Source organism: Streptomyces sp. NBC_00647, from assembly GCF_045207245.1.
Taxonomy (GTDB): domain Bacteria; phylum Actinomycetota; class Actinomycetes; order Streptomycetales; family Streptomycetaceae; genus Streptomyces.
Map to the genome: position 1 here is coordinate 890802 of NZ_CP109040.1, position 23548 is coordinate 914349.

General features: G+C 70.5%; 21 protein-coding genes, 3 pseudogenes and 1 riboswitch. Of the genes and pseudogenes, 15 read left to right on the top strand and 9 right to left on the bottom strand.

All coding sequences use genetic code 11. The features are described from left to right. Window positions 1-41: 41 nt before the first annotated feature. Window positions 42-200, bottom strand: a pseudogene (locus OG788_RS03845) (short-chain fatty acyl-CoA regulator family protein); the annotation flags it as partial. An 11-nt stretch (window positions 201-211) separates the two neighbouring features. Between OG788_RS03845 and OG788_RS03850 the strand changes: the two are divergent. Beyond that, window positions 212-355, top strand: a pseudogene (locus OG788_RS03850) (IS630 family transposase); the annotation flags it as partial. A gap of 13 nt (window positions 356-368) precedes the next feature. On the opposite strand, the gene OG788_RS03855 reads toward OG788_RS03850, so the two are convergent. From OG788_RS03855 to OG788_RS03880, 6 genes and pseudogenes are all read right to left on the bottom strand, one after another. Beyond that, window positions 369-914, bottom strand: coding sequence for a GNAT family N-acetyltransferase (locus OG788_RS03855; RefSeq protein ID WP_406376661.1), 546 nt, complete (start codon window positions 912-914; stop codon window positions 369-371). A 185-nt stretch (window positions 915-1099) separates the two neighbouring features. Continuing rightward, window positions 1100-2331, bottom strand: a pseudogene (locus OG788_RS03860) (RNA-guided endonuclease InsQ/TnpB family protein). A 519-nt stretch (window positions 2332-2850) separates the two neighbouring features. After that, window positions 2851-3609 (bottom strand): CbtA family protein, encoded by a 759-nt coding sequence (locus OG788_RS03865; RefSeq protein WP_406369096.1) that lies wholly within the window; start codon window positions 3607-3609, stop codon window positions 2851-2853. Between the two features lie 21 nt (window positions 3610-3630). Then, on the bottom strand, window positions 3631-3852 hold the full coding sequence (locus OG788_RS03870; protein WP_266754758.1) for a CbtB-domain containing protein: 222 nt from the start codon (window positions 3850-3852) through the stop codon (window positions 3631-3633). Between the two features lie 40 nt (window positions 3853-3892). Beyond that, a riboswitch (cobalamin riboswitch) is annotated at window positions 3893-4039 on the bottom strand. A gap of 238 nt (window positions 4040-4277) precedes the next feature. Then, window positions 4278-5363, bottom strand: a complete 1086-nt coding sequence (locus OG788_RS03875) for an enoyl-CoA hydratase/isomerase family protein (protein ID WP_406369097.1) — start codon at window positions 5361-5363, stop codon at window positions 4278-4280. A gap of 108 nt (window positions 5364-5471) precedes the next feature. Continuing rightward, window positions 5472-5981 carry a cupin domain-containing protein gene (locus OG788_RS03880; RefSeq protein WP_406369098.1) on the bottom strand — a complete coding sequence of 170 codons (510 nt, stop codon included), beginning with the start codon at window positions 5979-5981 and terminating at the stop codon, window positions 5472-5474. Between the two features lie 139 nt (window positions 5982-6120). Between OG788_RS03880 and OG788_RS03885 the strand changes: the two genes are divergently transcribed. From OG788_RS03885 to OG788_RS03945, 13 genes are all read left to right on the top strand, one after another. Continuing rightward, window positions 6121-6555, top strand: coding sequence for an Rrf2 family transcriptional regulator (locus OG788_RS03885; protein WP_351553233.1), 435 nt, complete (start codon window positions 6121-6123; stop codon window positions 6553-6555). Further along, on the top strand, window positions 6552-7469 hold the full coding sequence (locus OG788_RS03890) for a DsbA family protein (RefSeq protein WP_406369099.1): 918 nt from the start codon (window positions 6552-6554) through the stop codon (window positions 7467-7469). The genes OG788_RS03885 and OG788_RS03890 overlap by 4 nt, the downstream gene beginning before the upstream one ends. Before the next feature lie 483 nt (window positions 7470-7952). Further along, on the top strand, window positions 7953-9527 hold the full coding sequence (locus OG788_RS03895) for an ABC transporter substrate-binding protein (RefSeq protein WP_406369100.1): 1575 nt from the start codon (window positions 7953-7955) through the stop codon (window positions 9525-9527). Between the two features lie 32 nt (window positions 9528-9559). Next, on the top strand, window positions 9560-10588 hold the full coding sequence (locus tag OG788_RS03900) for an ABC transporter permease (RefSeq protein WP_406369101.1): 1029 nt from the start codon (window positions 9560-9562) through the stop codon (window positions 10586-10588). Between the two features lie 2 nt (window positions 10589-10590). Then, a complete protein-coding gene (locus tag OG788_RS03905; RefSeq protein WP_406369102.1) occupies window positions 10591-11478 on the top strand; it encodes an ABC transporter permease in 888 nt (295 codons plus the stop codon). Beyond that, window positions 11478-12371, top strand: a complete 894-nt coding sequence (locus OG788_RS03910; RefSeq protein ID WP_406369103.1) for an ABC transporter ATP-binding protein — start codon at window positions 11478-11480, stop codon at window positions 12369-12371. The genes OG788_RS03905 and OG788_RS03910 overlap by 1 nt, the downstream gene beginning before the upstream one ends. Beyond that, the gene (locus tag OG788_RS03915; protein ID WP_406369104.1) at window positions 12368-13249 is read left to right on the top strand and encodes an ABC transporter ATP-binding protein; all 882 of its coding nucleotides are present in this window, start codon (window positions 12368-12370) and stop codon (window positions 13247-13249) included. The genes OG788_RS03910 and OG788_RS03915 overlap by 4 nt, the downstream gene beginning before the upstream one ends. A 34-nt stretch (window positions 13250-13283) precedes the next feature. Continuing rightward, entirely contained in the window at window positions 13284-14624 is a 1341-nt protein-coding gene (locus tag OG788_RS03920) for an LLM class flavin-dependent oxidoreductase (RefSeq protein WP_406369105.1), read from the top strand. A 118-nt stretch (window positions 14625-14742) separates the two neighbouring features. Then, window positions 14743-15852, top strand: a complete 1110-nt coding sequence (locus tag OG788_RS03925; protein WP_406369106.1) for an LLM class flavin-dependent oxidoreductase — start codon at window positions 14743-14745, stop codon at window positions 15850-15852. Between the two features lies 1 nt (window position 15853). Next, entirely contained in the window at window positions 15854-16630 is a 777-nt protein-coding gene (locus tag OG788_RS03930; protein ID WP_406369107.1) for an alpha/beta hydrolase, read from the top strand. A gap of 136 nt (window positions 16631-16766) precedes the next feature. Continuing rightward, window positions 16767-17324: an NADPH-dependent FMN reductase gene (gene ssuE / locus OG788_RS03935; RefSeq protein WP_356752998.1), complete on the top strand. Its 558-nt coding sequence runs from the start codon at window positions 16767-16769 to the stop codon at window positions 17322-17324. Between the two features lie 141 nt (window positions 17325-17465). Further along, complete coding sequence (locus tag OG788_RS03940) at window positions 17466-18179, top strand: hypothetical protein (RefSeq protein ID WP_406369108.1); 714 nt, start codon at window positions 17466-17468, stop codon at window positions 18177-18179. A gap of 210 nt (window positions 18180-18389) precedes the next feature. Beyond that, a complete protein-coding gene (locus tag OG788_RS03945; RefSeq protein WP_406369109.1) occupies window positions 18390-19181 on the top strand; it encodes a VOC family protein in 792 nt (263 codons plus the stop codon). Between the two features lie 248 nt (window positions 19182-19429). On the opposite strand, the gene OG788_RS03950 is transcribed toward OG788_RS03945, so the two are convergent. Further along, window positions 19430-20737 carry a hypothetical protein gene (locus OG788_RS03950; RefSeq protein ID WP_406369110.1) on the bottom strand — a complete coding sequence of 436 codons (1308 nt, stop codon included), beginning with the start codon at window positions 20735-20737 and terminating at the stop codon, window positions 19430-19432. A gap of 238 nt (window positions 20738-20975) precedes the next feature. Continuing rightward, on the bottom strand, window positions 20976-22376 hold the full coding sequence (locus OG788_RS03955) for an SMI1/KNR4 family protein (RefSeq protein WP_406369111.1): 1401 nt from the start codon (window positions 22374-22376) through the stop codon (window positions 20976-20978). A gap of 759 nt (window positions 22377-23135) precedes the next feature. On the opposite strand from OG788_RS03955, the gene OG788_RS03960 reads away from it, so the two are divergent. Next, window positions 23136-23495, top strand: a complete 360-nt coding sequence (locus tag OG788_RS03960) for a hypothetical protein (RefSeq protein WP_406369112.1) — start codon at window positions 23136-23138, stop codon at window positions 23493-23495. The last annotated feature ends 53 nt before the right edge of the window (window positions 23496-23548 follow it).

The window sequence follows — 23548 nt, forward strand, 5'->3', positions numbered from 1 at the left end:
GTGTCACCCCGCCACCTTTCGGGCGGAGTTCGCAGGCCCGGTCAGTCGGCCACCGGATACGGGATGAAGGTGCTGGTGTCCTGGTCGATGCGCAGCGGGCTGCCGAGGGGCGGGGCGGCGCGCTGGGGGCAGTCGAGGCGTTCGCAGACGCGGCAGCCCATGCCGATGCGCGTGGCCGCGGCGGCGCTGCCGAGATCCACACGGTGCAGCCCGAGCCGTGCACTCCTACCTGCGCTGGCGCAACGCCAATGCCCTCCACCGTGACGTCCTGGCCGCCGAACGCAAGGAACGCGCCCGCATCCGAAGCGAGAAGGGCATCCGCTGGGGCGGACGTCCGCTTCAAGCCCTTGCCTGACTACCCGGAATAGTCAGATATCGCCCTTGACCAGGGCGTGCAGATGCTGGTCGTGCCAACCGTCTTCATGTAGCAGTGCGCTGCGCATCGTGCCTTCGACGGAGAAGCCGACCTTGGTCGCTACTCGGCACGATGCCGGGTTGGCCATCGAGTGGCACAACCGGAGCCGGTGCAGACCAAGGTGGTCAAATGCCCACTGGCTGAGGCGCTTCGTGGCCTCGACCATGACGCCGTGGCCGCGTCCTGCGGGCAGGACCCAGTACAGGATTTCGGCGCTGCCACCAGCGAGATCGATGTCATCCATGCCGATCAAGCCCACGGCCTGGCCGCCGTCCGGGCGGGCGATGGCCCAGATCGCGCTCTGCTCGTTCTGCCAGCGCTCGTGCATGCGCTCGATACGCTTGCCTGCTTCCGCAAGCGAGGCCACGGCCAGCAGGTTCCACTGGCGAATTGCCGGATCCTGGCCAGCAGTTACCAAGGTGTCGGCGTCGCTGGCGCGCCAGGGGCGCAGCTCCAGACCGCTGGGGAGGGCAAGCACGGGTTGTGCCTGCTTGGCCATGTGGCCTGCAGGAATGACGGGCGGAATGGCTGAGGTGATCACGGCGGCATCGTGCCACAGCCCGACATCGGACAGAACTCGATATCCGGTACCCGATCATGAACCCGGCGAACGTATGCGGTCACGGCACTAGCCGCCCCGCCTGCGCCGCCTGGGAAGCGACGGCCATTGACATCCTCCCGAGCCTAAAAGCCGGGTATTCCCGCCTGCTCCCACACGGGCTGTGTGGGTTGCTTCGGGTGGGTTCCTGCTTCGCCGCGCTGTGCGGGCAGGGCTGCCCGTCTTACCTGCGCTCCACAGGCTGTCACCGCCAGTCCGGCGGCCTTGGCGACGTTGACCGCCGCGTTCACATCCCGGTCCAGGACCGCCCCGCAGGCTCCGCACGTCCAGGTACGGACGTGCAGGGGCTTGGGTCCGTCCTTCACCCCGCACACGGAGCACACCTGGGAGGTCGGCTCGAACCGGCCGATCCGGTGGAAGGTGCGTCCGTACCGGGCGGCCTTGTACTCCAGCATCCTCACGAACGCCGACCATCCGGCGTCGTGGACGGACTTGGCCAGACGCGTACGCGCGAGTCCCTTGACCGCCAGGTCCTCCACGGCGACCGCTTGATTCTCACGGATCAGCTTCGTGGAGAGCCGGTGATGGAACTCGCGGCGCGCGTCCGCGACACGGGCGTGTGCCCGTGCGACGCGGACCCTGCCCTTGTCCCGGTTCTTCGACCCCTTCTGCTTACGGGACAGCTCCCGCTGCACCTTCTTAAGACGCTTCTCGGCCCGGCGCAGAAAGCGCGGGCTGTCAATTTTGGTCCCGTCGGAGAGGACGGCGAAGTGCCCCAGGCCGAGGTCGATGCCGACCTCCGGTGTCGTGGTGGGGAGGCTTTCCTCCGGGCTGGTCTCGATGACGAACGATGCGAAGTACCGTCCGGGGCGTCCTTGACGACCGTCATAGTGGACGGGGTGGACGGCAGCTTCCGGGACCAGCGCACGGGAACATCGCCGACCTTCGGCAGCCGCAGCTTTTTGCCCGGCGTGATCCGCCAAGCCGCGTTCGCAGTGAAACGAATCGTCTGCCGGTTGTCCCGCTTCGACTTGAAACGCGGCGCACCCATGCGCGGACGCTTGCCCTTGAGGCCGTCGAAGAAGTTCCGGTACGCGGCGTTCAGGTCGCGCAGGGACTGCTGGAGGATCACCGCCGAGACCTCGCCGAGCCACACCCGCTCCGGGGTCTTCTTCGCCTGAGTGATCAGCGCCTTGGACAGGTCACCTGACTTCGGGAACGCCAACCCCTGCTCGCGGGCAGCCTCCCGAGCACGGAGCGCGTCGTTGAAGACGATCCGTGCACACCCGAACTCCCTCGCCAACGCGGCACGTTGACCGGCGCTCGGGTACAGGCGGAAGCTGTACCGAAACTGCACAGCAATATTTACCGAGTGCCTACGTCACGAGGACGAGAACAAACCCTGATATCCGCAGGGATCGAGCACTCGGCTATAACTTGCACGCGCACTTGGTGTTCGTCACAGAGTATCGGCGCTGACTCCTCGACGACGAGATGCTGACGCGTCGCCAACAAGTATGCGTAAGAGGTGCGAAGACTTCGGCGCGCAGCTGCGACGAGGAAGGTCGGCAGTGCTGCCGCAACCACGCTTGATCAGGGAGTCTCCCGAGTTGACGGCCTGGGTTGCGCGGACCGCGTTCCCAAGGAAGGGCTCATACGTAGCTGGGCTCGCTGTTCGAGATTAATGCAGAGGAAGTTCCCGCGTCCTGACGCCGACACCAGTACCACCCGTCCGTGGAGGAGCCTTCGGCTGCCTTCCCCGGCCTCCCACGCCAAGGGAACAATTGACGGGTGTGCGCCCCTGAACAACGGAGTTGCACACAACGCGAAAGGGCCCCTGGACGGTTCCGAGGGGCCCTCTCGTGTTCCGCGGGATTCAGTGCGCGGCCGGCACCGACCGCCCGGACGGGGCCGCCGCGGGCTTGGGGTTCAGCATGCGTTCGGCCAACTCGCCGAAGACCAGGCCGAATCCGACCCACAGTGTGGCCTGGATGGCCAGGGCGGAGGTCCGGAACCGCCACAGCAGGGTGGCGGGGAAGTGCTCCGGCACCTCGTTGAACGTGGGCAGGAAGGCGTACGCCAGGCCGATCGCGACGGCGAAGGCGGCCACCGCGGCGATCGTCGCGTACCAGGTGCCCAGCCTGGGTGCGAGCCGCTTGCCGAGGATGACGGCACCGATCGCCAGGAGCACGCTGAGCACCATCATCAGGAAGTACAGGGTGGTCCGCTTGCCGATGGTGTCGGGGTCGCCGACCGACGGCGGATTGGCCGGGTACTTGAGGAAGGGCACGACGTACACGGCGAGCAGCGCGCTGCCGGACAGCAGCAGCGCGGTCGCGCGCGGGCTGAAGCGGCCCACGCGGCCGAGCGCGAAGCAGAAGCCGAGCGCCGCGATACCGCCGAAGGCGATTCCGTAGATCAGGACGCCGGTGGCCAGGCCGGCGGTGGACTGGAGGCTGCGGGAGACGAGTTCGACCTCGTGATCGTGCCCGGAGGCGTGCGCTTCCTCGAAGCCGATCGCGCTGTCGACGCTCGGTTCACCGAGGAAGTAGGCCACGACGAGGGCGAGCAGGCCGGCGGCGAGGCCGGCGAGCATGCCTCGCACGAGCAGGTTTCTTACCGTTGCGGAGTTCATGAGTGTGCGCTGTCCCTCGCGTCAGTGGCAGGGGAAACCGAGCAGGTGGCGGGCGTCGTGCACCCACTCGTGGACGTCCTCGCCGGAGACGACGGCGGTGGCGCCCTGTTCGGCGCCGACGAAGTACAGCAGGACCAGCATCAGGATGCCGAAGAAGACCGCCCAGGGAGCAATCGCCTTCAGCGGCAGCTTGGCGGGAAGAACGGGGGTGGTGGCTGTCGGCTGGGCGACGGTCTGCGCCATGGCAGGACCTCCTCGGGAGTTCGCGTCCCATCTCGGTGGTGCACAGGATGACGCCTACGGGTCTGACTCACGCGGCGCCCAGCGTGGCTGGAGCGTCTCGTTCACAGTGGCGCGACCGTGCCGGATTTCCACCGGCTTCCGTCTTGACGTCATCAATATCGGACCGACCGTACCGCGTGGCGAGTTCACGGCCAAGACCGCACCACCTGCCGTGATCTTCCTCTCGTCCCAGGTGGCGGGTCCCTTGTGCACGGTGGGTCACCGGTGCGGATTCGGCCGCCGCCCGGAGAAGTGGCGCGCCGTCCCGCCGCGTACGACCTCGGCGGCGTACAACTCGTGCGTGCGCGGGCGGAGTTCGGTGCGTACACCACCAACGGGACACGGATCGCTCCCGCGCACCGGTCCGGTGCGCGCGACGGTCCTGCTCACCGTGCGTCCGTCGCCGTGCTGGGCGCGAGCCCGAGTTCACGCACGCCCAAGGGCGCGAAGAAGCGCTCGACGTCGGCGTCGGTGACCTCGCCGAGGGTGGCCGGGGACCAGCGCGGGTGGCGGTCCTTGTCGATGATCTGGGCCCGGACGCCCTCCACCAGGTCGGGGGAGGACAGGGCCGCGCAGGAGACGCGGTACTCCTGGTCCAGTACCCGCTCCAGGCTGCCGAGGCTGCGCGCGCGGCGCAGGGCGGCGAGCGTGACCTTCACGGCGGTGGGCGAGTTGCCGAGGAGGATCTCCGCCGTCTCCTTGGCCGCCGGGTCGCCGACCGCGAGCAGCCGCCGCACGATCTCCTCGACCGTGTCCGCGGCGTAGCAGGCGTCGATCCACTCCCGCCGCTCCGCCAGCTCGGCCGGGGGCGGTGGCTGCGCGTGGCCGGCCAGAGCCTCCCGTACGGGCCGGTCGGCGAGGTCGGACACGAACTGCCGCAGCGACGTGGACGGTACGCAGTGGTCGGCGAGGCCGCACAGCAGGGCGTCGCCGGCGCCGATCGAGGCACCCGTCAGGGCGAGATGCGTGCCCAGTTCGCCGGGTGCGCGGGCGAGCAGATGGGTGCCGCCGACGTCGGGAACGAAGCCGATGCCGGTTTCGGGCATGGCGATCCGTGAGCGCTCGGTGACGACCCGGACGCCGCCGTGCGCGGAGACGCCGACGCCGCCGCCCATGACGATGCCGTCCATGACCGCCACGTACGGCTTGGGGTAGCGGGCGATGCGGGCGTTGAGGTGGTACTCGTCGCGCCAGAACGCGGCGGACGCGGTGCCGTCCCCGTCGCGCGCGTCGTCGTGGACGACGCGGATGTCGCCGCCCGCGCAGAGTCCGCGCTCTCCGGCGCCGGTGATGACCACGGTCTCGACGGCCGGGTCGTGCTCCCAGGCGGTGAGCGCCTCGTCGATCCGGCGCACCATAGCGTGGTTCAGGGCGTTCAGGGCCTTCGGCCGGTTGAGCGTGAGGTGGGCGGCTCGTCCGTCGGTGTGCAGCAGAACGGATTCGTCGGCGCCGTGCGCCCCGGTGCCGCTCATGCGAACGCCCCCGTCAGGGCGCGGGCCACGATGACGCACATGATCTCGATGGTTCCTTCCAGGAGCCGCTGGGTCCGCCGGTCGCGGACGATCTCCCGGCTACCGTACTCAGGCCTCCTGGCCCGGCCGCAACACGTACAGCTGCGGCACGTTGACCACGATCGCCTCCTGGGTGCTGCGGGCGATGACGACGACGGCCTCTTCCGCGGGGTCCGGGTTCTCCTCGCGGTGCGGGACGAAAGGGGGCACGAAGATGTAGTCGCCGGGAGAGGTGCGCAGCCGTACCTCCTCGGGCTGTGCCCCCGAGTCGTCGAGGAAGACGAATTCGGGGTGGCCGCTGACCACGTAGATGGCGGTCTCGGACGCCCCGTGGTGGTGGTCGGAGGAGGAGGTGGAGGGGGCGACGTGGGTCTGGCCCATCCACAGCTTCTCGGAGCCGACGGTGTTGCCGCTGACGGCGGCGAATCTGCGCATGCCGCCGGTCTGCGCCGTGTCGCCGTCGAGAGCGTCGGCACGGATGTGGTGCAGACGGGTGCGCAGGGGTGCCGGCGACTCCCCCGCGGTGTCGTGCAGATGGGGGTGGAAACCTTCGCCGGGGGTGGTCAACGGCTCGCTCATGGACGGGGACGCTAGAGCGGCCCGTAAAAGGATGTCAAGAGGTGTCCATTGCCCTTCACCTGCGGCAATGTTCCCGCAATATAGGTGGGGAACCCGTGGAGGCCCTCGTGCCGGGCACCGTGTCGGGCATCATGTGCGCATGCATATCTCCGCGAAGGCGGACTACGCCGCACGGGCCCTGCTGGAGCTCGCCCGCGAGCCGGCCCGCCCGCTCACATGCGAGGCCATCGCCTCCTCGCAGCAGGTTCCGTTCCGGTTCCTGAAGTCCGTGGTGGGCGAGTTGCGCCGGGCCGGCCTGGTCCGCAGTCAGCGTGGCTGCGAGGGCGGTTACTGGCTCGGCCGGCCCGCCGACGAGATCACCCTGCTGGATGTCGCGCGCGCCGTGGACGGTGAGTTGATCACCTTGCGGGGCGAGCCGCTGGCCGGTCTCGACTACCCGGGTCCCGCCTCCGGACTGCCGGAGGTGTGGCGTCGTATCGAGGCGGACGCCGCCGCGGTTCTGGGCGGCACGACCCTGGCCACGCTGCTGCCCGCCGACGCGGGCGAAGCCCTGAACCGGAAGGGGGCCGCGTGACGGCCCCGCCGGACCCGCCCGCGGTGGAGGTGGTGGAGTACACCGACCCGCTGTGCCCCTGGGCCTGGGGCTCGGAGCCCGTGTTCCGGCGGCTGCGCGCCGCGCTCGCCGGACGGGTCCGCTGGCGCCGCGTGTACTGCGTCCTGTTCGACCACGACGACGACCCGCCGCCCGATCCGGCGGCGGAGACCGCCTGGTACGCGCGCTATGTCGAGGACATCGGCGCCCATACGCGGGCGCCGCGGGCGCGGCGGCTGAGCCGGGTCGCGGCGAGTTCGTGGCCGTCCTCGCTGGTCGCCAAGGCCGCCGAACGGCAGGGCGGCGAGGTCGCCGAACGGGTGCTTCGGCGGCTGCGGGAGAGCGTCTTCGTGCTCGGGGAGCCCGCGGACACCTCCGTGCTCGCACTGTCCGCGGTACGGGGCGTGCCCGGCCTGGACCATGAGCGGCTGGCCGCCGACGCGGCGTCGGCGGCCGTACTGGAGGCGGTGCGTGCCGACCGTGCCGAGGCGCGCCGGCCGGTCCGCGAGGTGCTGTCGGTGCGCGGTGGGTCACCGCATCCCGGCGCCGCCAAGGAGACCGCCGACGGGGGGTACCGCTACGCGCTGCCGACGCTGCTGGTCCGCGCGCCCGCGGGGCGTCGCGTCGTACCCGGCTGGCGGCCCTACGAGGAGTACGCGGCGGCGTTCGACGAGTTGAGCCCCGGGCTGCTGTCGGCGCCCGTGCGACCCGCTCCCGCGGATGCACTCGCGCTCTACCGGAGTCTGACCGGTCCGGAGCGCGAACTGCTGACCGACGGCCCGTGGCCTCCCGCGGCCGCCGTCCGCGTGGAGACCGGCAACGGCCCGCTGTGGCTGGATCCGGAGGAGGCCGCGGTGCACCCGGCCGGCGTCCGCGGCGCTCCCGCCGCGCCCTGAAAGGCTTCTGATCAGCGGTCAGGCCCGTCCCGCCCAATGAGACACCAATTGGTGTCCATTGACAGCGGCTGAGAACCGGCCCCAGGATGTGCACCATGCTCACGACGCACCCCGGCGTGGTGTGCCGCTACGTGGACCTGCGGCGCACCTGCAGCGCTCTCTGTCGCTGACCGCCCGCCAACCGCGGCCCCCAGGCGCCTGACGTCCCTCCCGCCGGCACCGGCCCCGCGCCGTTCCGCCGCCCGGCCCTCGTCATCGCGCGCCGCTCTCTCAGCGTTTCGTCGCTTCCGCTCCCTTCGCCTCCCGGCGCTCCCCGCGATCCGCCACCGCCTCATGCCCTGAGCGCGGCATGCCCCCGTGCGCACCGAAGCCCACGCAGGCATGCCCGTCCCGGCCTGCGCGGCGTCTTTCGGCGGGGCATGCCGCCCTTGCTCCCTCTCCGCTGCCCCGGCGCGGGCGGGAGCCCTCGCAGAAAGAAAACTGATGTCCGGACGACTCACGCCCCGCACCCCCGCAGCGGCCCTCCGTTTTCCCCGGCGCCCCGGCCGGCTGCGCACCGCCGCCCTCGGGACCGCCCTGGCCACCGTGCTCGTCCCCGCACTGAGCGCCTGCGGCGACGAGGCGTCGTCGTCCGCCGCCGGCGCCGCGCTGAAGTGGACCTCCTCCTACTTCCCCACCCACTGGGACCCGGTCGTCGGCGGCAGCGGCGCGCAGTTCCGCGAACTCGCCCTGGTGTACGCCTCGTTGACCCGCACCGACGAGGACGGGAAGGCCGTCCCGGACCTGGCCAAGAGCTGGGAGTACAACGGCAAGGGTGATGTGATCACCTTCCATCTGCGTCCCCACCTGAAGTTCAGTGACGGTGCGCCGGTCGACGGTGCCGCCGTGAAGGCCGCCATCGAACGGGCCAAGAAGCAGAAGAACTCCGCTCTCTTCGGCGACCTGACCTCGATCAAGTCGGTGGACGCCAAGGGCCTGGACGCGGTGATCCACCTCAGCCAGGTCGACTACCAGATCCCCCAACTGCTCGGCGAGCGCGTCCTGCAGATCGCCAGCCCCAAGGCGGCCGCCTCCCCCGGCAAGCTGGACCAGAACCCGGTCGGCGCCGGCCCGTTCACCGTCACCCAGCTCGTCCCCGGCACCAAGGCCGTGCTGAAGAAGAACCCGGACTACTGGGACGCCAAGAACATCCACATCGACAACGTCGAGCTGACCTCCGCCCCGGACGCCTCCACCGTGGTCTCCGGTCTCCAGACCGGCGTCTACAACTTCGCCGACATCGCGCCCAGTCAGGCCGACGCCGCCAAGAAGGCCGGACTCGACGTCTTCGTGCAGCCCGGTTTCAACGCCGCCAACATCAGCCTCAACACCAACAAGGCGCCGTTCGACAACGACAAGGTCGTCGACGCGGTCCGCTACGCGGTCAACCGTCAGGAGTTCGTCGACAAGCTGACCTTCGGCTACGGCTCGGCGACCAACCAGCCCTTCCCCAAGGGCTATGTCGCCTTCGACCCGCAGTCGGAGAACGACTACGCCTACGACCCCGCGAAGGCGAAGAAGCTTCTGAGCGAGGCCGGTTACAAGTCCGGCGACATCAAGCTCAACCTCGTCATCCCGGCCGAGGACCCCCAAGCCGAGATCGTCCAGGCGCAGTTGGCCAAGGTCGGCATCACCGTCACCATCAAGATCGACAAGAACTGGGCCACTCCGTTCTTCGCCAAGGACCTGACGTTCTCGCTGTACGGCACCACGGGGCGTGACTCCGCGGCGCAGACCCTCACCGCGCACTTCGGCCCGAACGGCCCGCTCAACCTCAGCTCGCCCTATGAGCCGGCCGGCTTCGAGGCGGCCATCGCCAAGGTCCGTCAGACCCCGCTGGACTCGCCGGACTACACGAAGGTCCTCCAGGCCGCGACCCGGGCCGGCCTGAAGAGCAAGGCGCTGGTCTTCACGTACGCCTCGCCCAACCTCATCGCCAAGAGCAAGTCCATCTCCGACCTGCCGAAGAACCCCGCCCACATCGACTGGACCGGCGTGACCATCGCCGGCGGCAACTGACACCTCCGTCCTTCACAGAGAGGGGGCAACCCATGACGACGACGGAGGCACCGGCCGCACCCGACGTCCGTCTCCCGGCCGCCGCGGCCAGGACACGGCACACGCTGGGCCGCGTCCTGGCCACCCTCGCCCGGTCGGTCGCCATTTTCGTGCCCGTCTTCCTGGTCGCGACCGCCGTGACCTTCGCGCTGCGGTCGCTCAGCGGGCTCAGCCCGGCCCGTATCCAGCTGGGCGAGGAGGCGACACCCGAAGCGGTCGCCCGCGTCGAGGCCCACTGGGGCCTCGACCGTCCCTTCCTCGTCCAGTACGGGGACTGGTTCGGCGGCGTCCTGCACGGACAGCTCGGCGCGAGCTGGACCAACGGCGCCGACATCTCCACCCTCATCGGCCTCGGCCTGGGCGTGAGCCTGTCGGTCGCGACCTTCGCCCTGCTCATCGGCGTGGTCGCGGGCTTCGCCCTCGGCACGGTCGCGGCCCTGCGCCGCACCACCTGGGTCGACCGCGCGATCACGGGCTTCGTCACGGTTATCTCGGTGATGCCGGCCTTCGTCGTCGGGATCGTGCTGGTCGCGGTCTTCGCGGTGGGACTGCATCTGTTCCCGTCGGCCGGATACGTCCCGGCTGAGCAGGGGTTCGGGCCCTGGCTCGCCCACATCACGCTCCCGGCCGTCGCGCTGAGCTTCGACGTCGTCGCCGACGTCGCCCGGCAACTGCGCGGCAGCCTCGTCGCGGCCTACGGCGAGAACTACGTGACCGGCGCGGTGGTCCGCGGCCTCAGTCCGCGCAGGATCTTCTTCGCCCATGTGCTGCGCAACGGCCTCGGGCCCGCGCTCGCCATGCTGGGCCTGAAGTTCCCGGCCTTGGTCGGCGCCTCCGTCGTCACGGAATGGATCTTCGGGCTCCAGGGCTTCGGACGGTTCGCCAACGACTCCGCGCAGGCCGGGGACGTACCGGCGGTGCAGGGAGTCCTCGTGGTGTCGATCGTCCTGGTCGTCGCCTTCAACCTGATCGTCAACCTGGTGCTGGCGCGCGTCACGCCGGCCTCTCAGCGGGGGGTGTGACCATGGTGCGCCGCGTCCTCTCGCTCACCACCGGCCGGATCGCCGTGGCCGTCCTCGCCGCGATCGCCCTGCTCGCCCTGTTCGGGCCGCTGCTCGCTCCCCAGAACCCCCTGGCGACCAGCGACCACACGCTCGCCGCCGCCTCCGGAGGCCACTGGCTGGGGACCGACTACCTCGGCCGTGACGTGCTGAGCCGGCTCCTCGACGGCTCCCGCGTCAGCATCCTCGGCGCCCTGGAGGTCGCCCTCACGGCCCTGGCCATCGGGGCCGTCCCCGGCATCCTGTCGGTCTATCTCGGCCGGGTCTTCGAATGGGTCACCCTCCGGCTCACCGACACCCTCGTCGCCCTGCCGTTCCTGCTGTTCGCCGTCGCCGTCATCGCGCTGCTCGGCAACGGTCTCACGCAGGCGATGCTGGTCACGGGCGCGCTGGTGTCCCCGCTGTTCTACCGCGTGGCCCGCGCGGCCACCCTGGCCGTGGCCCGCTCGCCGTACGTGGAGGCCGCGATCGTCTCCGGTGCCTCGATCGGCTGGATCGTACGCCGCCACGTCTGGGCCAAGGTGCTCCCGCCGATCGCGGTCGCGCTCGCCCAAACCATCGGTGTCGGCTTCGTCATCGTGTCGAGCCTGACCTTCCTCGGGATCGGGGTCCAGCCCCCCGCGCCCACGTGGGGCGGCCTGCTCGCCTCGGATCTGGGCTACCTCAGCCACCAGCCGTGGGCGCCGCTCGCCCCCGCCCTGCTGATCATGGTCACCGTCTGGGCCTGCAACCTCCTCGCCGACGCGATCCGCGACGTCTCCGGCGAAGCGGGCCGCGCCCTGGTCAACAACCGCAAGGCCCGTGCCAACCGCCGCGCCGAGGCCGGCCCCGCTCCCGCAGGAGGTGTGTGATGGCCACTCTGTCCGAGAAACTCCTCACCGAGGCCGAGGAGTTCGGCGAACCCGACCCCGGGCAGCCGGCCGAACCGCCGTCGCCGGTGCTCGCCGTACGCGACGTCCGCATCGGCGACCGGGCAGGCGGCCGGGAGATCGTCCACGGCGTGAGCTTCACGCTCACGCCCGGCAGGACCGTCGGCATCGTCGGCGAGTCCGGCAGCGGCAAGACCCTCACCTGCCGTGCCGCGCTGGGCATCCTGCCCCCTCACTTCGAGATCACCGGCGGCTCGGTGGAGATCGACGGCACCGACATCGCCGGTCTGTCCCCCGCCCGGTGGACGGACCTGCGGGGCGCCACGATCAGCGCGGTCTTCCAGGATCCGGCGTCCTACCTGAACCCGTCGATCCGGGTGGGCGCCCAGATCGCCGAGGTCCTCCGGGTCAAGAAGGGGCTGAAGCGCCGCGCGGCGCACCTCCGGGCGATCGACCTGCTGCGCGCCGTCCATCTGCGCAACCCGGAGCTCGTGCACGGCCAGTACCCCTACGAACTGTCCGGCGGCATGCTCCAACGAGTCCTCATCGCCACGGCGATCGCCGCCGGCCCACGGATCCTCATCGCCGACGAGGCCACCACCGCGCTCGACGTCACCGTCCAGGCCGAGATCCTCGACCTGCTGGCGGACCTGCGCGAGCGGACCGGACTGGCCCTCCTCGTGGTCTCCCACGACCTGGCCGTCGTCGCCCAGCTGTGCGACGAGGTCCTCGTCATGCGCCAGGGCGAGGTGGTCGAGCAGGGCCCGACCCGCGACGTGCTCCACCGTCCGCGGCACGAGTACACCCGGCTGCTGATCGCCGAGCACGAGCAGTACGGCCTGGAGAAGTTCCTCGCGCCCGAGGAGGACGCATGAGCACCGAGACCGCGAGCACCGGTACGGACCCGGAGTCCGCGACCCGGGAGGCGCCCGAGCGCCCGGTCCTGGAGGTCAAGGACCTCGATGTGCACTACGGTCTGCGCCGGCGACGCCGACGCGCCCTGCACGGCGTCTCCCTGAGCCTCGCGCCGGGCGAGACCCTCGGCATCATCGGCGAGACGGGCTCGGGCAAGTCCACCCTTGCGCGGGCCGTGCTCGGGCTGGTGCGCGCCTCGGCCGGGTCCGTCACCGTCGACGGCGAGGACGTCAGCGCGTACAGCGGACGCCAGTGGCGCACCCTGCGCCGCCGCGGTGTGATCCAGTACGTCTTCCAGGACCCGCTGCGCAGCCTCGACCCCGATCTCACCGTCGAGGCCTCCCTGGCCGAACCGCTCCTCGTCCGGGGCGAGTCCCGCGACACGGCGGCCGCCCGGATCCGCGCGTTCCTCTCCCGGGTCCGGCTCTCCGAGGACCTGCTCGACCGGCTGCCAGGTGAGCTCTCCGGCGGCCAGCGCCAACGCGTCGCGGTGGCCCGGGCGTTGGTCACCGAACCTCGCCTCGTCATCCTCGACGAGCCGGTCAGCGCCCTGGACTCCGCCAACCGCGTCCAGATCCTGCAGATCCTCAAGGAACTCCGCGACGACGGAGTCGCCCTCGTCTTCATCTCCCACGACCTCGGCTCCGTCGCCGGGATCGCCGACCGTGTGGCCGTGCTGTACCAGGGCGAACTGGTCGAGACGGGCACGGCGCACGACGTCATCGCCCGGCCCCGGCACGCCTATACGCGCCTGCTCATCCGTTCCGCGCCCACGCTGCACTCCGCGCCGGCCGACCGGGCCGAACGCGCGGCCCTGCGCGCCCTCCTGAACGCCTGAACGCCTGAACCCCCGAGAGACAGGAAGCAAAGCCATGCCCCGCACGATCCATCTCGCCCTGCACCCCTACGGCGTCGGCGGTCCCGGCCAGCACGGGCTGTGGAAGGACCCGCGCGTCGCGAAGAACGCCAGCATCGACATCGACTACTACATCCGGCTGGCGAAGGCCGCCGAACACGCCCTCTTCGACGCGCTGTTCATCGTCGACAGCCAGTTCATCAACGACACCTACCCGGCGCACTACCTCAACCGCCTCGAACCGCTGACCCTGTTGTCCGCGGTCGCCACCCACACCCGGCACCTCGGCCTGGTCGGCACGGCGAGCTCTACGTACAACTCGCCGTTCAACCTGGCCCGCCGCTTCGCCTCCCTCGACCACATCAGCGGCGGCCGGGCCGGCTGGAACGTCGTCACCAGCTTCGACACCGGCACGTCCAGGAACTTCGGACTCGACGAACACCTCGACTACACCACCCGCTACGGCCGCGCCCTGGAGTTCGTCCAGGTCGCCCGCGGCCTGTGGGACTCCTACGAGGACGACGCCTTCCCGGCCGACGTGGACCGGGGCGTCTTCCTCGACCCGGCCAAGCTGCACGCTCTCGACCACGCGGGCGAGCACTTCAAGGTGGCGGGCCCGCTCAACCTCTCCCGCTCCCCGCAGGGCCAGCCGGTCATCTTCCAGGCCGGGGTATCCGAGGAGGGCCGCGACCTCGCCGCACAGGTCGCCGAGGGCATCTACGCGCCGGGCGGCAGCCTCCAGCAGGCCCAGGAGTACTACGCCGACATCAAGAAGCGCACCGCCTCCTACGGCCGCGACCCCGAGCACATCAAGATCTTCATCCACGGGGGCCCGGTCGTCGCCGCCACCGACGAGGCCGCCAGGCGCCGCGAGCGGGAGATCTTCGAGGAGGACAACGACTTCGGCCGCAATCTCGCCCTGCTCGGCCGCTCCTTCGGCGCCTACGACTTCAGCGTGCACGACCTGGACGCGCCGTTCCCCGACGTCGCGCACCTCGCGGAGAAGGGCGGCCGCACCGGCGCGGCGCATCTCATCGAGCGGGCCCGGACGGAGAACCTGACTCTGCGCCAAGTGGCCGAGTCCGTCAATCAGTTCCGCAGCTCGCCCTTCGTCGGGGCACCGGAGACCGTCGCCGACACCATCGAGAAGTGGTTCGACGCCGGTACCTTCGACGGCATCAACCTCGCCTTCCGCACCGAGGACGAACTGAACCTCTTCGTCGACGGCGTCGTCCCGATCCTCCAGAAGCGCGGGCTGTTCCGCACCGAGTACGCGGCCGACACCCTGCGCGGCAACCTCGGCCTGCCCGTCCCGGCCAACCGCCACGCCCGCGAGCCCCAGCTCGTGAACGACTGAGGATCCCGCCACGACCGACCGGTCGAGCACGCCTTCGCCCCTGCGGCCACCGCGGCCCGGCCGGCTCACCCCGACGCCGGCCGGCGCGGCGGGCCCGACCCCGAAAGGCCACCACCCCATGACGAGCGAACGACCACGCTTCAGGCTCGGCTTCCTCACCCATGTCCAGGGACGCGACCAGGACATCGCCCGCACCTACCGCAACGCGCAGGAACTGTTCGTCGTGGCGGACGAACTCGGCTTCGACGTCGGCTGGGTCGCCCAGCACCACGTCGCCCTCGGGGGCGGCGGTCTGTCCTCGCCCTGGACCTTCCTCGCCCACGCCGCGGCCCGGACCACCCGCATCCGGCTGGGCACCGCCGTCACCGTCCTTCCGCTGGAGGACCCGGTCCGTCTCGCCGAGGACATCGCCACCGTCGACACCCTCAGCGGCGGCCGCGTCGAGATCGGCGTGGGCAGCGGATCGAGCGGCCTGGAGTACGCCGCCTTCGGCAAGGACGCCGCCCGCAAGCGCGAGCTGACCAGCGAGAACCTCCACGTCCTGCGCCAGGCCCTGGCCCAGGGTGACGTGGGCACACCCGACTTCCGTATCCAGCCTCGGCCCGGCGACTTCGACCGCCGCGTCTGGCAGGGCGTGTTCAGCGCACAGGGAGCCGCGTACGCCGCAAGCCGCGGATCGAACCTGCTGCTCAACCGGGCAGCCTACGGATTCGACGCCCCCACCGACGAGGTGCAGCGCCCCTGGGCCGACGCCTTCCTCGCGGCCTGGGACCGGCCGCACCGCCCGCGCATCGGCCTGTCCCGCTTCGTCTTCCCGGCCAACGACCGGCGTACGGCGCTCCGCACGATCGGCGACGACGTGCACCGGGCGGCTCTGCGCATGGCGGAGAGCGGCGCCTTCCCCCAGGGCCTCGGCGCGGACGAGGCGCTGCGCCGCTTCCACACCTTCTACGGCCATCCCGACGAGATCGTCGAGGCCCTGCGACAGGAGCAGGTTCTGCCCGTCGCGACCGACCTGATCACCCAGTTCAACCCCGCCGTCCCCGACCACGACGCCGCCGTCCGTGCCCTCGAGCTCATCGCGACCGAGGTGGCACCCGCCCTGGGCTGGAAGCCGGCGCACACGGCCGAACCGGCCCCCGCCGGCCCCGTATCCGTCGAGCCCGCACCCGCCAGCCCCGCATCCGGCAGGCCCGCATCCGTCAGGCCCGCGTCCGCAGGAGTATGAGATGACCCAGTACAGCGACCATCACGGGCCCGAAGGCCTCCGAATCCGCGGCACGATCCTCGTGGTTCCGGGCCGCGGCGAGACCCGGGCGACCTACGCGCGTCTCGGCAGACGACTCGCCGCCGACGCGTACCGCGTCCGGGTGATCGACGCTCCGGCGCTCGACGCCGAGGACCCGGCCGCGTCCCTGACCGGCCTCGCCGCCGAACTCGCCACCGCGGTCGAGGGCACCGCGTCCGAGGACGGTGTCGTGCGACCGCTCGTCCTCGTCGGAGCGGACTCGGGGGCCGCCTCGCTCGCCGCGCTGCTCGGCCGGACGGAGACCCCGGCAGGCCGGCAGCCCGACGCCCTGGTCCTCGCGGGCCTCCCCGGCCCGTCCTCCTCGATCGGCGCCGTCGCCGACACCTGGGACCACGAGCTCGACATCCGCACCTCGTGCCCCGCCCACCGAGGCATCCTCACCCAGGATCCGCAGGTGCGGCGCGGGTCGCTCAACGACGCCGTTCCGGACGCCGTCCTGGACGCGGCCCACCATGGCGAAGCCCTGCCGCCCACGCTGCTGCTCGTCGGCGACTCCGACCCGCTGGCCGACCACGAGGCGCTCGCCCGCCTGGCCAAGTCGGCACCCCTGGCCCGGCTTTCGGCCGTCCACGGCGCCCATCACGACGTCCTCAACGACCTCCAGCACCGCTCGGTGGCGGCCGAGGTCGTCACGTTCCTCGAGACACTCCGCAACACCTTGCGGCCCCTGATCACCGTGCGGTCCAGCGCCTGGTGACAACCTGTCGCCCGGTCCTCCCGCGAAACTCCCACGGACGTCCGCCGACGACGCCGGGCCGACCGGCTCGCCCTCCCCTTCTCCCTTCGCCAGCCGCCCACTTCACGCATCCGCGTCTCGACCCGGAAGGTTCGCCATGGCCACGATCGTGTCCGTCTCCGGAAGCCCCTCCCCCACCTCCCGCACCACACGACTCCTGCGCCACCTGGACGACCGGCTACGCCGCCAGGGCCACGAGGTGACGCCGCTTGAGGTCCGTACACTCCCCGCCCACGCGCTGCTCGGAGCCGACTTCCGGCATCCGGCGATCGTCGAGGCCACGGCCCTGTTCGAGCGGGCGGACGGAGTGGTGATCGGCACGCCCGTGTACAAGGCGGCCTACTCCGGTCTGCTGAAGTCGCTCCTCGACCTGCTCCCGCAGTACGCCTTGGCCGGCAAGACCGTCCTGCCCCTCGCCACGGGCGGCAGCACGGCCCATGTCCTCGCGATCGACTACGCGTTGCGTCCGGTGCTGAGCTCCATGGGCGCGTCGCACATCGTGCCCGGCTGGTTCACGCTCGACAAGGATGTCACCCTCGGCGACGACGGCACACCGGCCATCGCACCCGCCGCGGCCCAGGCCCTGGAGCAGGTGACGGACCACTTCTCCGCCGCGCTGGGAGGCCGTACGACCGCGCTCGCGTCCACCGGCTGAGCTCGGCCGGCAACATCGCCGCAGCACGGACCTGCCCTCAGGCAACGGCCTTGGGGGTGGGTTGTCAGTGGGGGTGGGTTGTCAGTGGGCGGTGGCATGCTGCCGCCAACAACTCAGCTCATGATGATCAATGGGGGTCCGATGCCTGCTGAACGATCAGGGTCCGACGTGTCCTCGGTCGGCTTCGACTCGGCCTGGTGCGCGACCGACCTGGGTGAATACCGGGCCTGCCGCTACACTTACGAGTACTACCCGTACGAGAGTCTGCCGCCGATCGACTCCACACAGTTCGCCGGCGCGTTTCCATGGCTCGGCGGCACCGGCGAGCCCCTTCCCGAACAGAGCGCGAAACTCGACCGGTTGGCCAAAGTCCTGGCGGCCGAGGGCGTGACGCTGCCGCAGGACTTCGTCACCTTCCACACCGACTCCAAGCTCCAGTACTCACTGGACGAGGTCTCGGTGACCTCTTGCTGGACCGACATCTCAGAACCCCTGCCCTCCCCGGTCGAGCCCGGGTCCTTCCTCGTGCGGTTCCTGCGGGATCAACAGGACTGCGTCATCTGGTACCTCTATCTGCGCCCTTCGGGAGAGGCATTCGTGGTGCACTCCTCTCTCGACTACGAACACGAATACGCGGCACGGCGCGACGGAGAGGAGACGCAGACCGATCTCGACGATCCGGAGGAGCAAAGGGCGGCAATCCTCTGGTGTGCACCTTCGTTCGAGGAGTTCGCCCATCGGTTCTGGGTCGAGAACCGTCTCTGGCATGCCCTGCACGGGAACGACCGGTCCGGGCTCGAGCCCCGGTTGCGGGACTACTTGCGTCACTACGCGTCGCCCGGAGAGCCCACGTGACCGCCGTTCCGGCCCGGGTCCGCCGCTGACGACAGCCAGCCGGCCAGCCAGGCGATCGGAAGGGGGGCGTCCCCTCGGCCCCCACCCAGCGCGCGGATTACTCCGCATGAGTGAAGCCGGTGGCTCGCCGGTGGTCACAGGCGGCCCGCTCCCGGCAGGGTCGGCATCGTTGCCCCCGGCCCGATCGACCGACGTCCTGGAGGACTCCTCATGCTCGGTACAGACTTCAGTACCGGATCGCCCAACTGGCTCGACCTCGGCAGCCCCGACACCGAGGCGGCCGCCGCGTTCTACGGCGCCGTCTTCGGCTGGCGATTCGTCTCCGCCGGACCCGAGGCGGGCGGGTACGGGTTCTTCCAGGTCGACGGGAAGACCGTCGCCGCCCTCGGGCCGCTCACCGAGGACGGGGCGAGCTCCGCCTGGATGATCCACTTCAAGGCCGACGACATCCAGGCCACCGTCTCTGCCGTCACGGCCGCCGGCGGCACCGTCCGGATGGAACCCACCGACGTCATGGGCGAGGGCTGGCTGGCACAGGCCACCGACCCGCAGGGGGCCGAGTTCGCGCTCTGGCAGCCCGGCAAGACCGCCGGGCTGGACATCGCCTCCGCCCCGAACACATTGCTCTGGGCGGAGCTGCACGTCCCCGACCCCGTCGCGGACATCAGCTTCTACCAGAGCCTCTTCGGCTGGCGCAGCCAGGAGATGCAGGCGCCCGGCATGACGTACCGGGTGCTGAGCACCAAGGACGGCGACCAGCAGGACGCCTCCTTCGGCGGGGTCGCGCCGATCGGCGAGGGCGCCGGCGGCGGGGTCGAGCAGCCCCGGTGGGTGCCGTACTTCCACTCCGAGGACGTCGACGCCACGGTTACGGCGGCACAGTCCAACGGCGGGTCGGTGCTCATGGCGGCGGCGGACATCCCGGAGGTCGGCCGGATCGCCTGGATCGCGGACCCCTTCGGCGCGGCGTTCGCACTGCTGAAGCCCGATCCGCAGATGTGACGCTCCCGGCGGGCGGTCCGACGACGGGCGGCTGCATTGCCGACTGATCACTGCCGGGCCCGGCTGTCTGCTGAGCCCTTCCCAAGCCGACGGCGCTGACCGCGAGTTGGACAGTCCTGCACACGACGATGCTCCTGGTGGACGGGTTCTCGGCCAAGATCACCCGTGTCCGCCAGGAGCTTCGTGTGCGCGTTCGACGTTCGGGCGACCCCGCACCACTCACCAAGGGAGTGCGAGCGCCCCCGCGCCTACGCGGGCAGCGCAGGGAACACGATCACCGAGCCGTCCTTGTCGCGGGCCATCTCGATCGCCACGTCTGTCGTGCGGCTGTTGACCACGACGCCGTCGCCCAGCTTGTGAATCCGGTTCGCCGCGCGCATCAGGCGATCGACCTCACCGGTCGTGAAGACGGGCCGCAAACCCTGCGGGCGCGCCAACTCCAGCGCCGACAGGCGTTCCAGGACACCGGCGATGCCCGACTCCATGTCGTCGAGGCGCTGCTGGTCGGCCTTGAGTGCGCGGACGAAGTTCTCGAACACGTTGCCAGAGTCGCTCTGGGCATGCTCGACGGCCTGCAGAACGATCACCCGCCGCTTCAGCGCAAGGGCCAAGGCAGCGAGTTCGAGGTGGGTGCGGAACGTGCCGCCGTGGTCGTCGACGCCGGGGAACGACTTGGTCAGCGTGCCGATCTCGACGGCCTTGCCGTCGGGCAGCTTGTCGAGTGCGCTCTGCCACTGGACAAGGCGGCGGTCAGCGGCGGCCAGCGCCTTGCTGATGGCATGCACTGCCGAGTCCAGTCCCAGCGAGACACCGAGCTTGCCCTGGTCGAGCAGAATAGCGGTGGCCTTGTCGATGGCATCGCGGCAGCCGTCGAGTTCGCTGCGCTCGTCATCGAGCTTCTCATCAAGCAGTTGCTCCAGCAGTTCCGTGATGTGCTCGACAGCCTGCTGACGCTTGTGGTCGGCATGCGCGCTCACCCCCACCGCCACGGCCATGAGCACGAGCGGCGCGGCCACGGTGAGTGCCGCGCTGCCGGCGACCGCGACGCCGGCTGTTGCACCGGCTCCACCGACTGCGCCTGCTGCCGCCGCTTTACCGACCGGCACGAACGTCGCCTGGGCGGCGATGCCCGTCGAGTTCACGAGTGCACTGTGGATGCCACCGGCCGCCGCCTTCGACGCCATCGGGCGAACGATTCCCTGACCGAGCTGCGCGGCAACCTTCGCCGGAACCACCATGCGATACAGGCCTTCGCCGGCAGCGGTGGCCGTGGCCGCCACAGAGGAGCTTCGCGCCGATTGCGTGATGAGCTGCGACAGGTGCTGCGCCAAAGGACTCGCGGCATCGAGCGGGATACCTCGGCCGCGGTCGAGCTTGTCGGGCAGCGGATGTATCTCAAGCGTGGCAATCGGCTCGTCGGCCAGGCAGGCCAGCGCGCTGCGCAGTTCAGCCAAGCGCTCAGCCGTCATCGGCTCGTCTCCGGCCAATGCGGGCACCCGGACATCACCGGTCGCCAGCGTCCACACCGGAACGATTGCCTTGCGGTCGTCAGTCATCGTCTCCCCTTGTTTTCCGACAACAGCCTATGGCTGACGTCCGACAACAACGGCATGAACCTCGTCTATTCGACTACGGGACTGCCTCCCGGTGAACTGGGGAGTGCTGGTATGCCCGGCGCACCAGCACGTTCTGGAGGTGGATGTCCCACCGGGCCTTCTGGTGCGACACGTTCGGCGGGTGCTGGGCGGCCTCGCGGCCCCGGCCTGGACGGCGTCACCCGCGCGACCTCGCCGCCTACGCCACGGGACCGAGGTCGCCTTCGACGACGGTCCGGATGATCGGGGGCCGGTCCCGGAGCGCGAGGAGTTCGTTGGCGAGGTCCGCGACCGCCAGGGGGTCCTCGTCGTGGCGTACCTCGAGCCCGGCCGCCGACAGGCTGCGCGGGACGGCTTCGGCATCGAGGAGGACGCGCCAGTCCTGCGGCCCGAGTTCCAGGTATTCCAGCCCGGACAGCTCGGCGATCTGCCGTACGTCGGCGAGAGTGCCGGGGTAAGCGGTGAGGGTCCGCAGCCGCGGCAGCCCCACCAGCGGCGCGAGGCTGAGCGCCGGACCGTCCCACACGCCGATGGACAGAACTTCCAGGCCGGGGTGGACGGCCTCCTCGATGCTCCGCAAGCTCGATGTGTTGACCCACGCCACGGCCGGGTGCCGCTGAACCTGCTGGCTACCGGCTTCCGCGCCGGGCCGGTCCAGCATCAAGTCGGTGAGGGAGTCGGCGACGAGCGCGGCGCCGACGTTCTCCTCGTGGGAGAGGATGATGACCTGCCCGGTGTGTCCGCGGGGGCCCGGCGTCAGGTCGACGGCCAGCCGGTCGCCGCCGCCGTTGTCGCCGAAGACGATCCAGCCCGGTGAGCCGACCAGCCCCTGCACGACGGCGTCCGGCCGCATGTCGACCGCTTCCATCGCCGCGAACTGCCAGGGGCAGTAGCGCGTCGCCGCCTCGGCGACATACACGTCCTTCAGGCCGAAGAGTTCGCAGCGGACCGCCTCGGAATGGCGCTGCGCCACCTCGTAGTCGCCGCGCCAGTCCTCCCAATCCGCCCGTGTCACCCGGTAGAGCGCTTTGAGCTCGTCGGGCAGGGCTATGCCCAGGCGCGACTCCGCCGCGACGATCTCGGCTTCCGTGGCGCCGACGGCGTCGGGCAGCCGTTCGCGGAGCGTCTGCTCAAGCACCGCCGGGTCCGCAGACGGCGCCGGCACCACCCCGGGCGCCGGATCGGGAAGGCGATGCCAGGGCTCGGGAAGCGAGTCCTCGACCAGGACAAGCGCCCCCGGATGCGGACCGATGCCGGACTCCACGGCTGGACTGGGCTTGAGCAGGTGAAGCAGGGTCCTCCCGGTCGGCTCGATCCCCACCGCGAACGAAACGGCCTCGATGCCGTCCTTCACCAGAGCACCGCGCACCCGCTCCACGGCGTCGTACTCGTCCCGCATGTCGTCCAGTTGGGCGGCTCGGCCCAGCGGCGGCAACCGTCGCTCCAGGGGCACGCTCCATCCCCCCTGGCCGATACGACCCACCACGCGACCATCCGGACCGGCGAGGCGCTCCGTATGTTCCGCCCGCAGGAGCCGCAACAGGGGCTCCCACGTCACGAAGTCGTGGACCGAGGGAGTGGGGTTCAGCTGATCATCCATGCGCAGACCGTACGCGGGGCCACTGACACCCGACACCGTCGGTCCCTTCCGCTGTCGGGGGCCAACAACACCACACAGCGGGGCCGACCAAACGCTCACGGGCCAACTACCGTTCCCTGCGCCGCTCCTCCCCCGGCGCCCCAACTCCCACCGTTCCGCCGACGAGTTGCCGGCGCCGAGCCAGGGCAACGTGCACCAGGTCGTCAGAGCAAGGGTGGTTGGGGATTATGGCGTAGCCAGTGCTGGAGTTCACGGAGACGGTATTGGCAGGCGGGCCCGCTGTAACGCATCAGCCCTGCGGCGACGACCAGTCCAGGAACAGACCGAGCCGGAACGGCAGACGCCCCCGCGAGCACAGCAGGAAGGCTGTTGGCGTTGGGGCGGCCCAGCGCCACCCATGCCCCACGCGGCCGGGCCGCCCGGTCACCAGATCAGTACGCGCTCCGGACCGGCAGCGTGCCGCAGGCCCCCGACCCGTGGCGTGCCTGCCGACGGCGGACGTCGTTTCCCTGAAAGACGCGTGCTGGGACCGAACCCGGCACGCGAAGGCTGAGGGCCTGACCTCCGCTGCCCGGTCCAGGGTTCTCAGCCGTAGCCCGGCCCCGGTGACGCTCTGCCAGGGGCCGGGCTGCCTGACGCTCCGCCCCGACCTGCGCACCAGGGCCTGTCCGACGGAGGTGTCCGGGGCCGGCGGCCTAGTGTTCGATGTCGAACGAGGGGGATCACTTGTCGAGGTACACAGCCGAAGCAGAAGCCGGGATGAAAGGACTCACCTTTCCTGCCTGGCAGGGACCTCACTATGTGACGCTGGCTGAACTGCTGGTTCGCCTTGGCAGCTTCGGCCTGCGGCTGCGGTGGCGTGTCGAGTGCGACGAGAAGTGGGACCTCACCGCGGAGTTGGAGCGCCGGTCCGCGGGCGACGGTATGGACACCCTGACGCTGCTCTCCCTGACAACCCCTGGAGTCCAACTGATCGACGCCGAGGCCTGCGGGTTCGCCGGGGACGTGCTGGCGGTCGTCCTGACCGAAGTGGACAGCTCGTCCTGGGACATCAGGACCGCTGACGAGCACGTTCTCAGCGAGTTCCGGAATCACTACCAGGGCGCTTCCGCGCTCTGAGCGGGCAGCTCATCGCGTACGGAGCCGCAGGCGGACAGAGGCGACCGTCACTG

Excerpts from the sequence above, each read along its gene's own strand:
- OG788_RS03910 (WP_406369103.1), top strand. The coding sequence starts at position 11,478 with ATGGCCACTCTGTCCGAGAAACTCCTCACCGAGGCCGAGGAGTTCGGC.
- OG788_RS03870 (WP_266754758.1), bottom strand. The coding sequence starts at position 3,852 with ATGGCGCAGACCGTCGCCCAGCCGACAGCCACCACCCCCGTTCTTCCC.
- OG788_RS03940 (WP_406369108.1), top strand. The coding sequence starts at position 17,466 with ATGCCTGCTGAACGATCAGGGTCCGACGTGTCCTCGGTCGGCTTCGAC.
- OG788_RS03920 (WP_406369105.1), top strand. The coding sequence starts at position 13,284 with ATGCCCCGCACGATCCATCTCGCCCTGCACCCCTACGGCGTCGGCGGT.
- OG788_RS03915 (WP_406369104.1), top strand. The coding sequence starts at position 12,368 with ATGAGCACCGAGACCGCGAGCACCGGTACGGACCCGGAGTCCGCGACC.
- OG788_RS03930 (WP_406369107.1), top strand. The coding sequence starts at position 15,854 with ATGACCCAGTACAGCGACCATCACGGGCCCGAAGGCCTCCGAATCCGC.
- OG788_RS03960 (WP_406369112.1), top strand. The coding sequence starts at position 23,136 with ATGAAAGGACTCACCTTTCCTGCCTGGCAGGGACCTCACTATGTGACG.
- OG788_RS03950 (WP_406369110.1), bottom strand. The coding sequence starts at position 20,737 with ATGACTGACGACCGCAAGGCAATCGTTCCGGTGTGGACGCTGGCGACC.
- OG788_RS03865 (WP_406369096.1), bottom strand. The coding sequence starts at position 3,609 with ATGAACTCCGCAACGGTAAGAAACCTGCTCGTGCGAGGCATGCTCGCC.
- OG788_RS03945 (WP_406369109.1), top strand. The coding sequence starts at position 18,390 with ATGCTCGGTACAGACTTCAGTACCGGATCGCCCAACTGGCTCGACCTC.
- OG788_RS03900 (WP_406369101.1), top strand. The coding sequence starts at position 9,560 with ATGACGACGACGGAGGCACCGGCCGCACCCGACGTCCGTCTCCCGGCC.
- ssuE (WP_356752998.1), top strand. The coding sequence starts at position 16,767 with ATGGCCACGATCGTGTCCGTCTCCGGAAGCCCCTCCCCCACCTCCCGC.
- OG788_RS03925 (WP_406369106.1), top strand. The coding sequence starts at position 14,743 with ATGACGAGCGAACGACCACGCTTCAGGCTCGGCTTCCTCACCCATGTC.
- OG788_RS03955 (WP_406369111.1), bottom strand. The coding sequence starts at position 22,376 with ATGGATGATCAGCTGAACCCCACTCCCTCGGTCCACGACTTCGTGACG.
- OG788_RS03880 (WP_406369098.1), bottom strand. The coding sequence starts at position 5,981 with ATGAGCGAGCCGTTGACCACCCCCGGCGAAGGTTTCCACCCCCATCTG.
- OG788_RS03875 (WP_406369097.1), bottom strand. The coding sequence starts at position 5,363 with ATGAGCGGCACCGGGGCGCACGGCGCCGACGAATCCGTTCTGCTGCAC.
- OG788_RS03905 (WP_406369102.1), top strand. The coding sequence starts at position 10,591 with ATGGTGCGCCGCGTCCTCTCGCTCACCACCGGCCGGATCGCCGTGGCC.
- OG788_RS03885 (WP_351553233.1), top strand. The coding sequence starts at position 6,121 with ATGCATATCTCCGCGAAGGCGGACTACGCCGCACGGGCCCTGCTGGAG.
- OG788_RS03895 (WP_406369100.1), top strand. The coding sequence starts at position 7,953 with ATGTCCGGACGACTCACGCCCCGCACCCCCGCAGCGGCCCTCCGTTTT.
- OG788_RS03855 (WP_406376661.1), bottom strand. The coding sequence starts at position 914 with ATGGCCAAGCAGGCACAACCCGTGCTTGCCCTCCCCAGCGGTCTGGAG.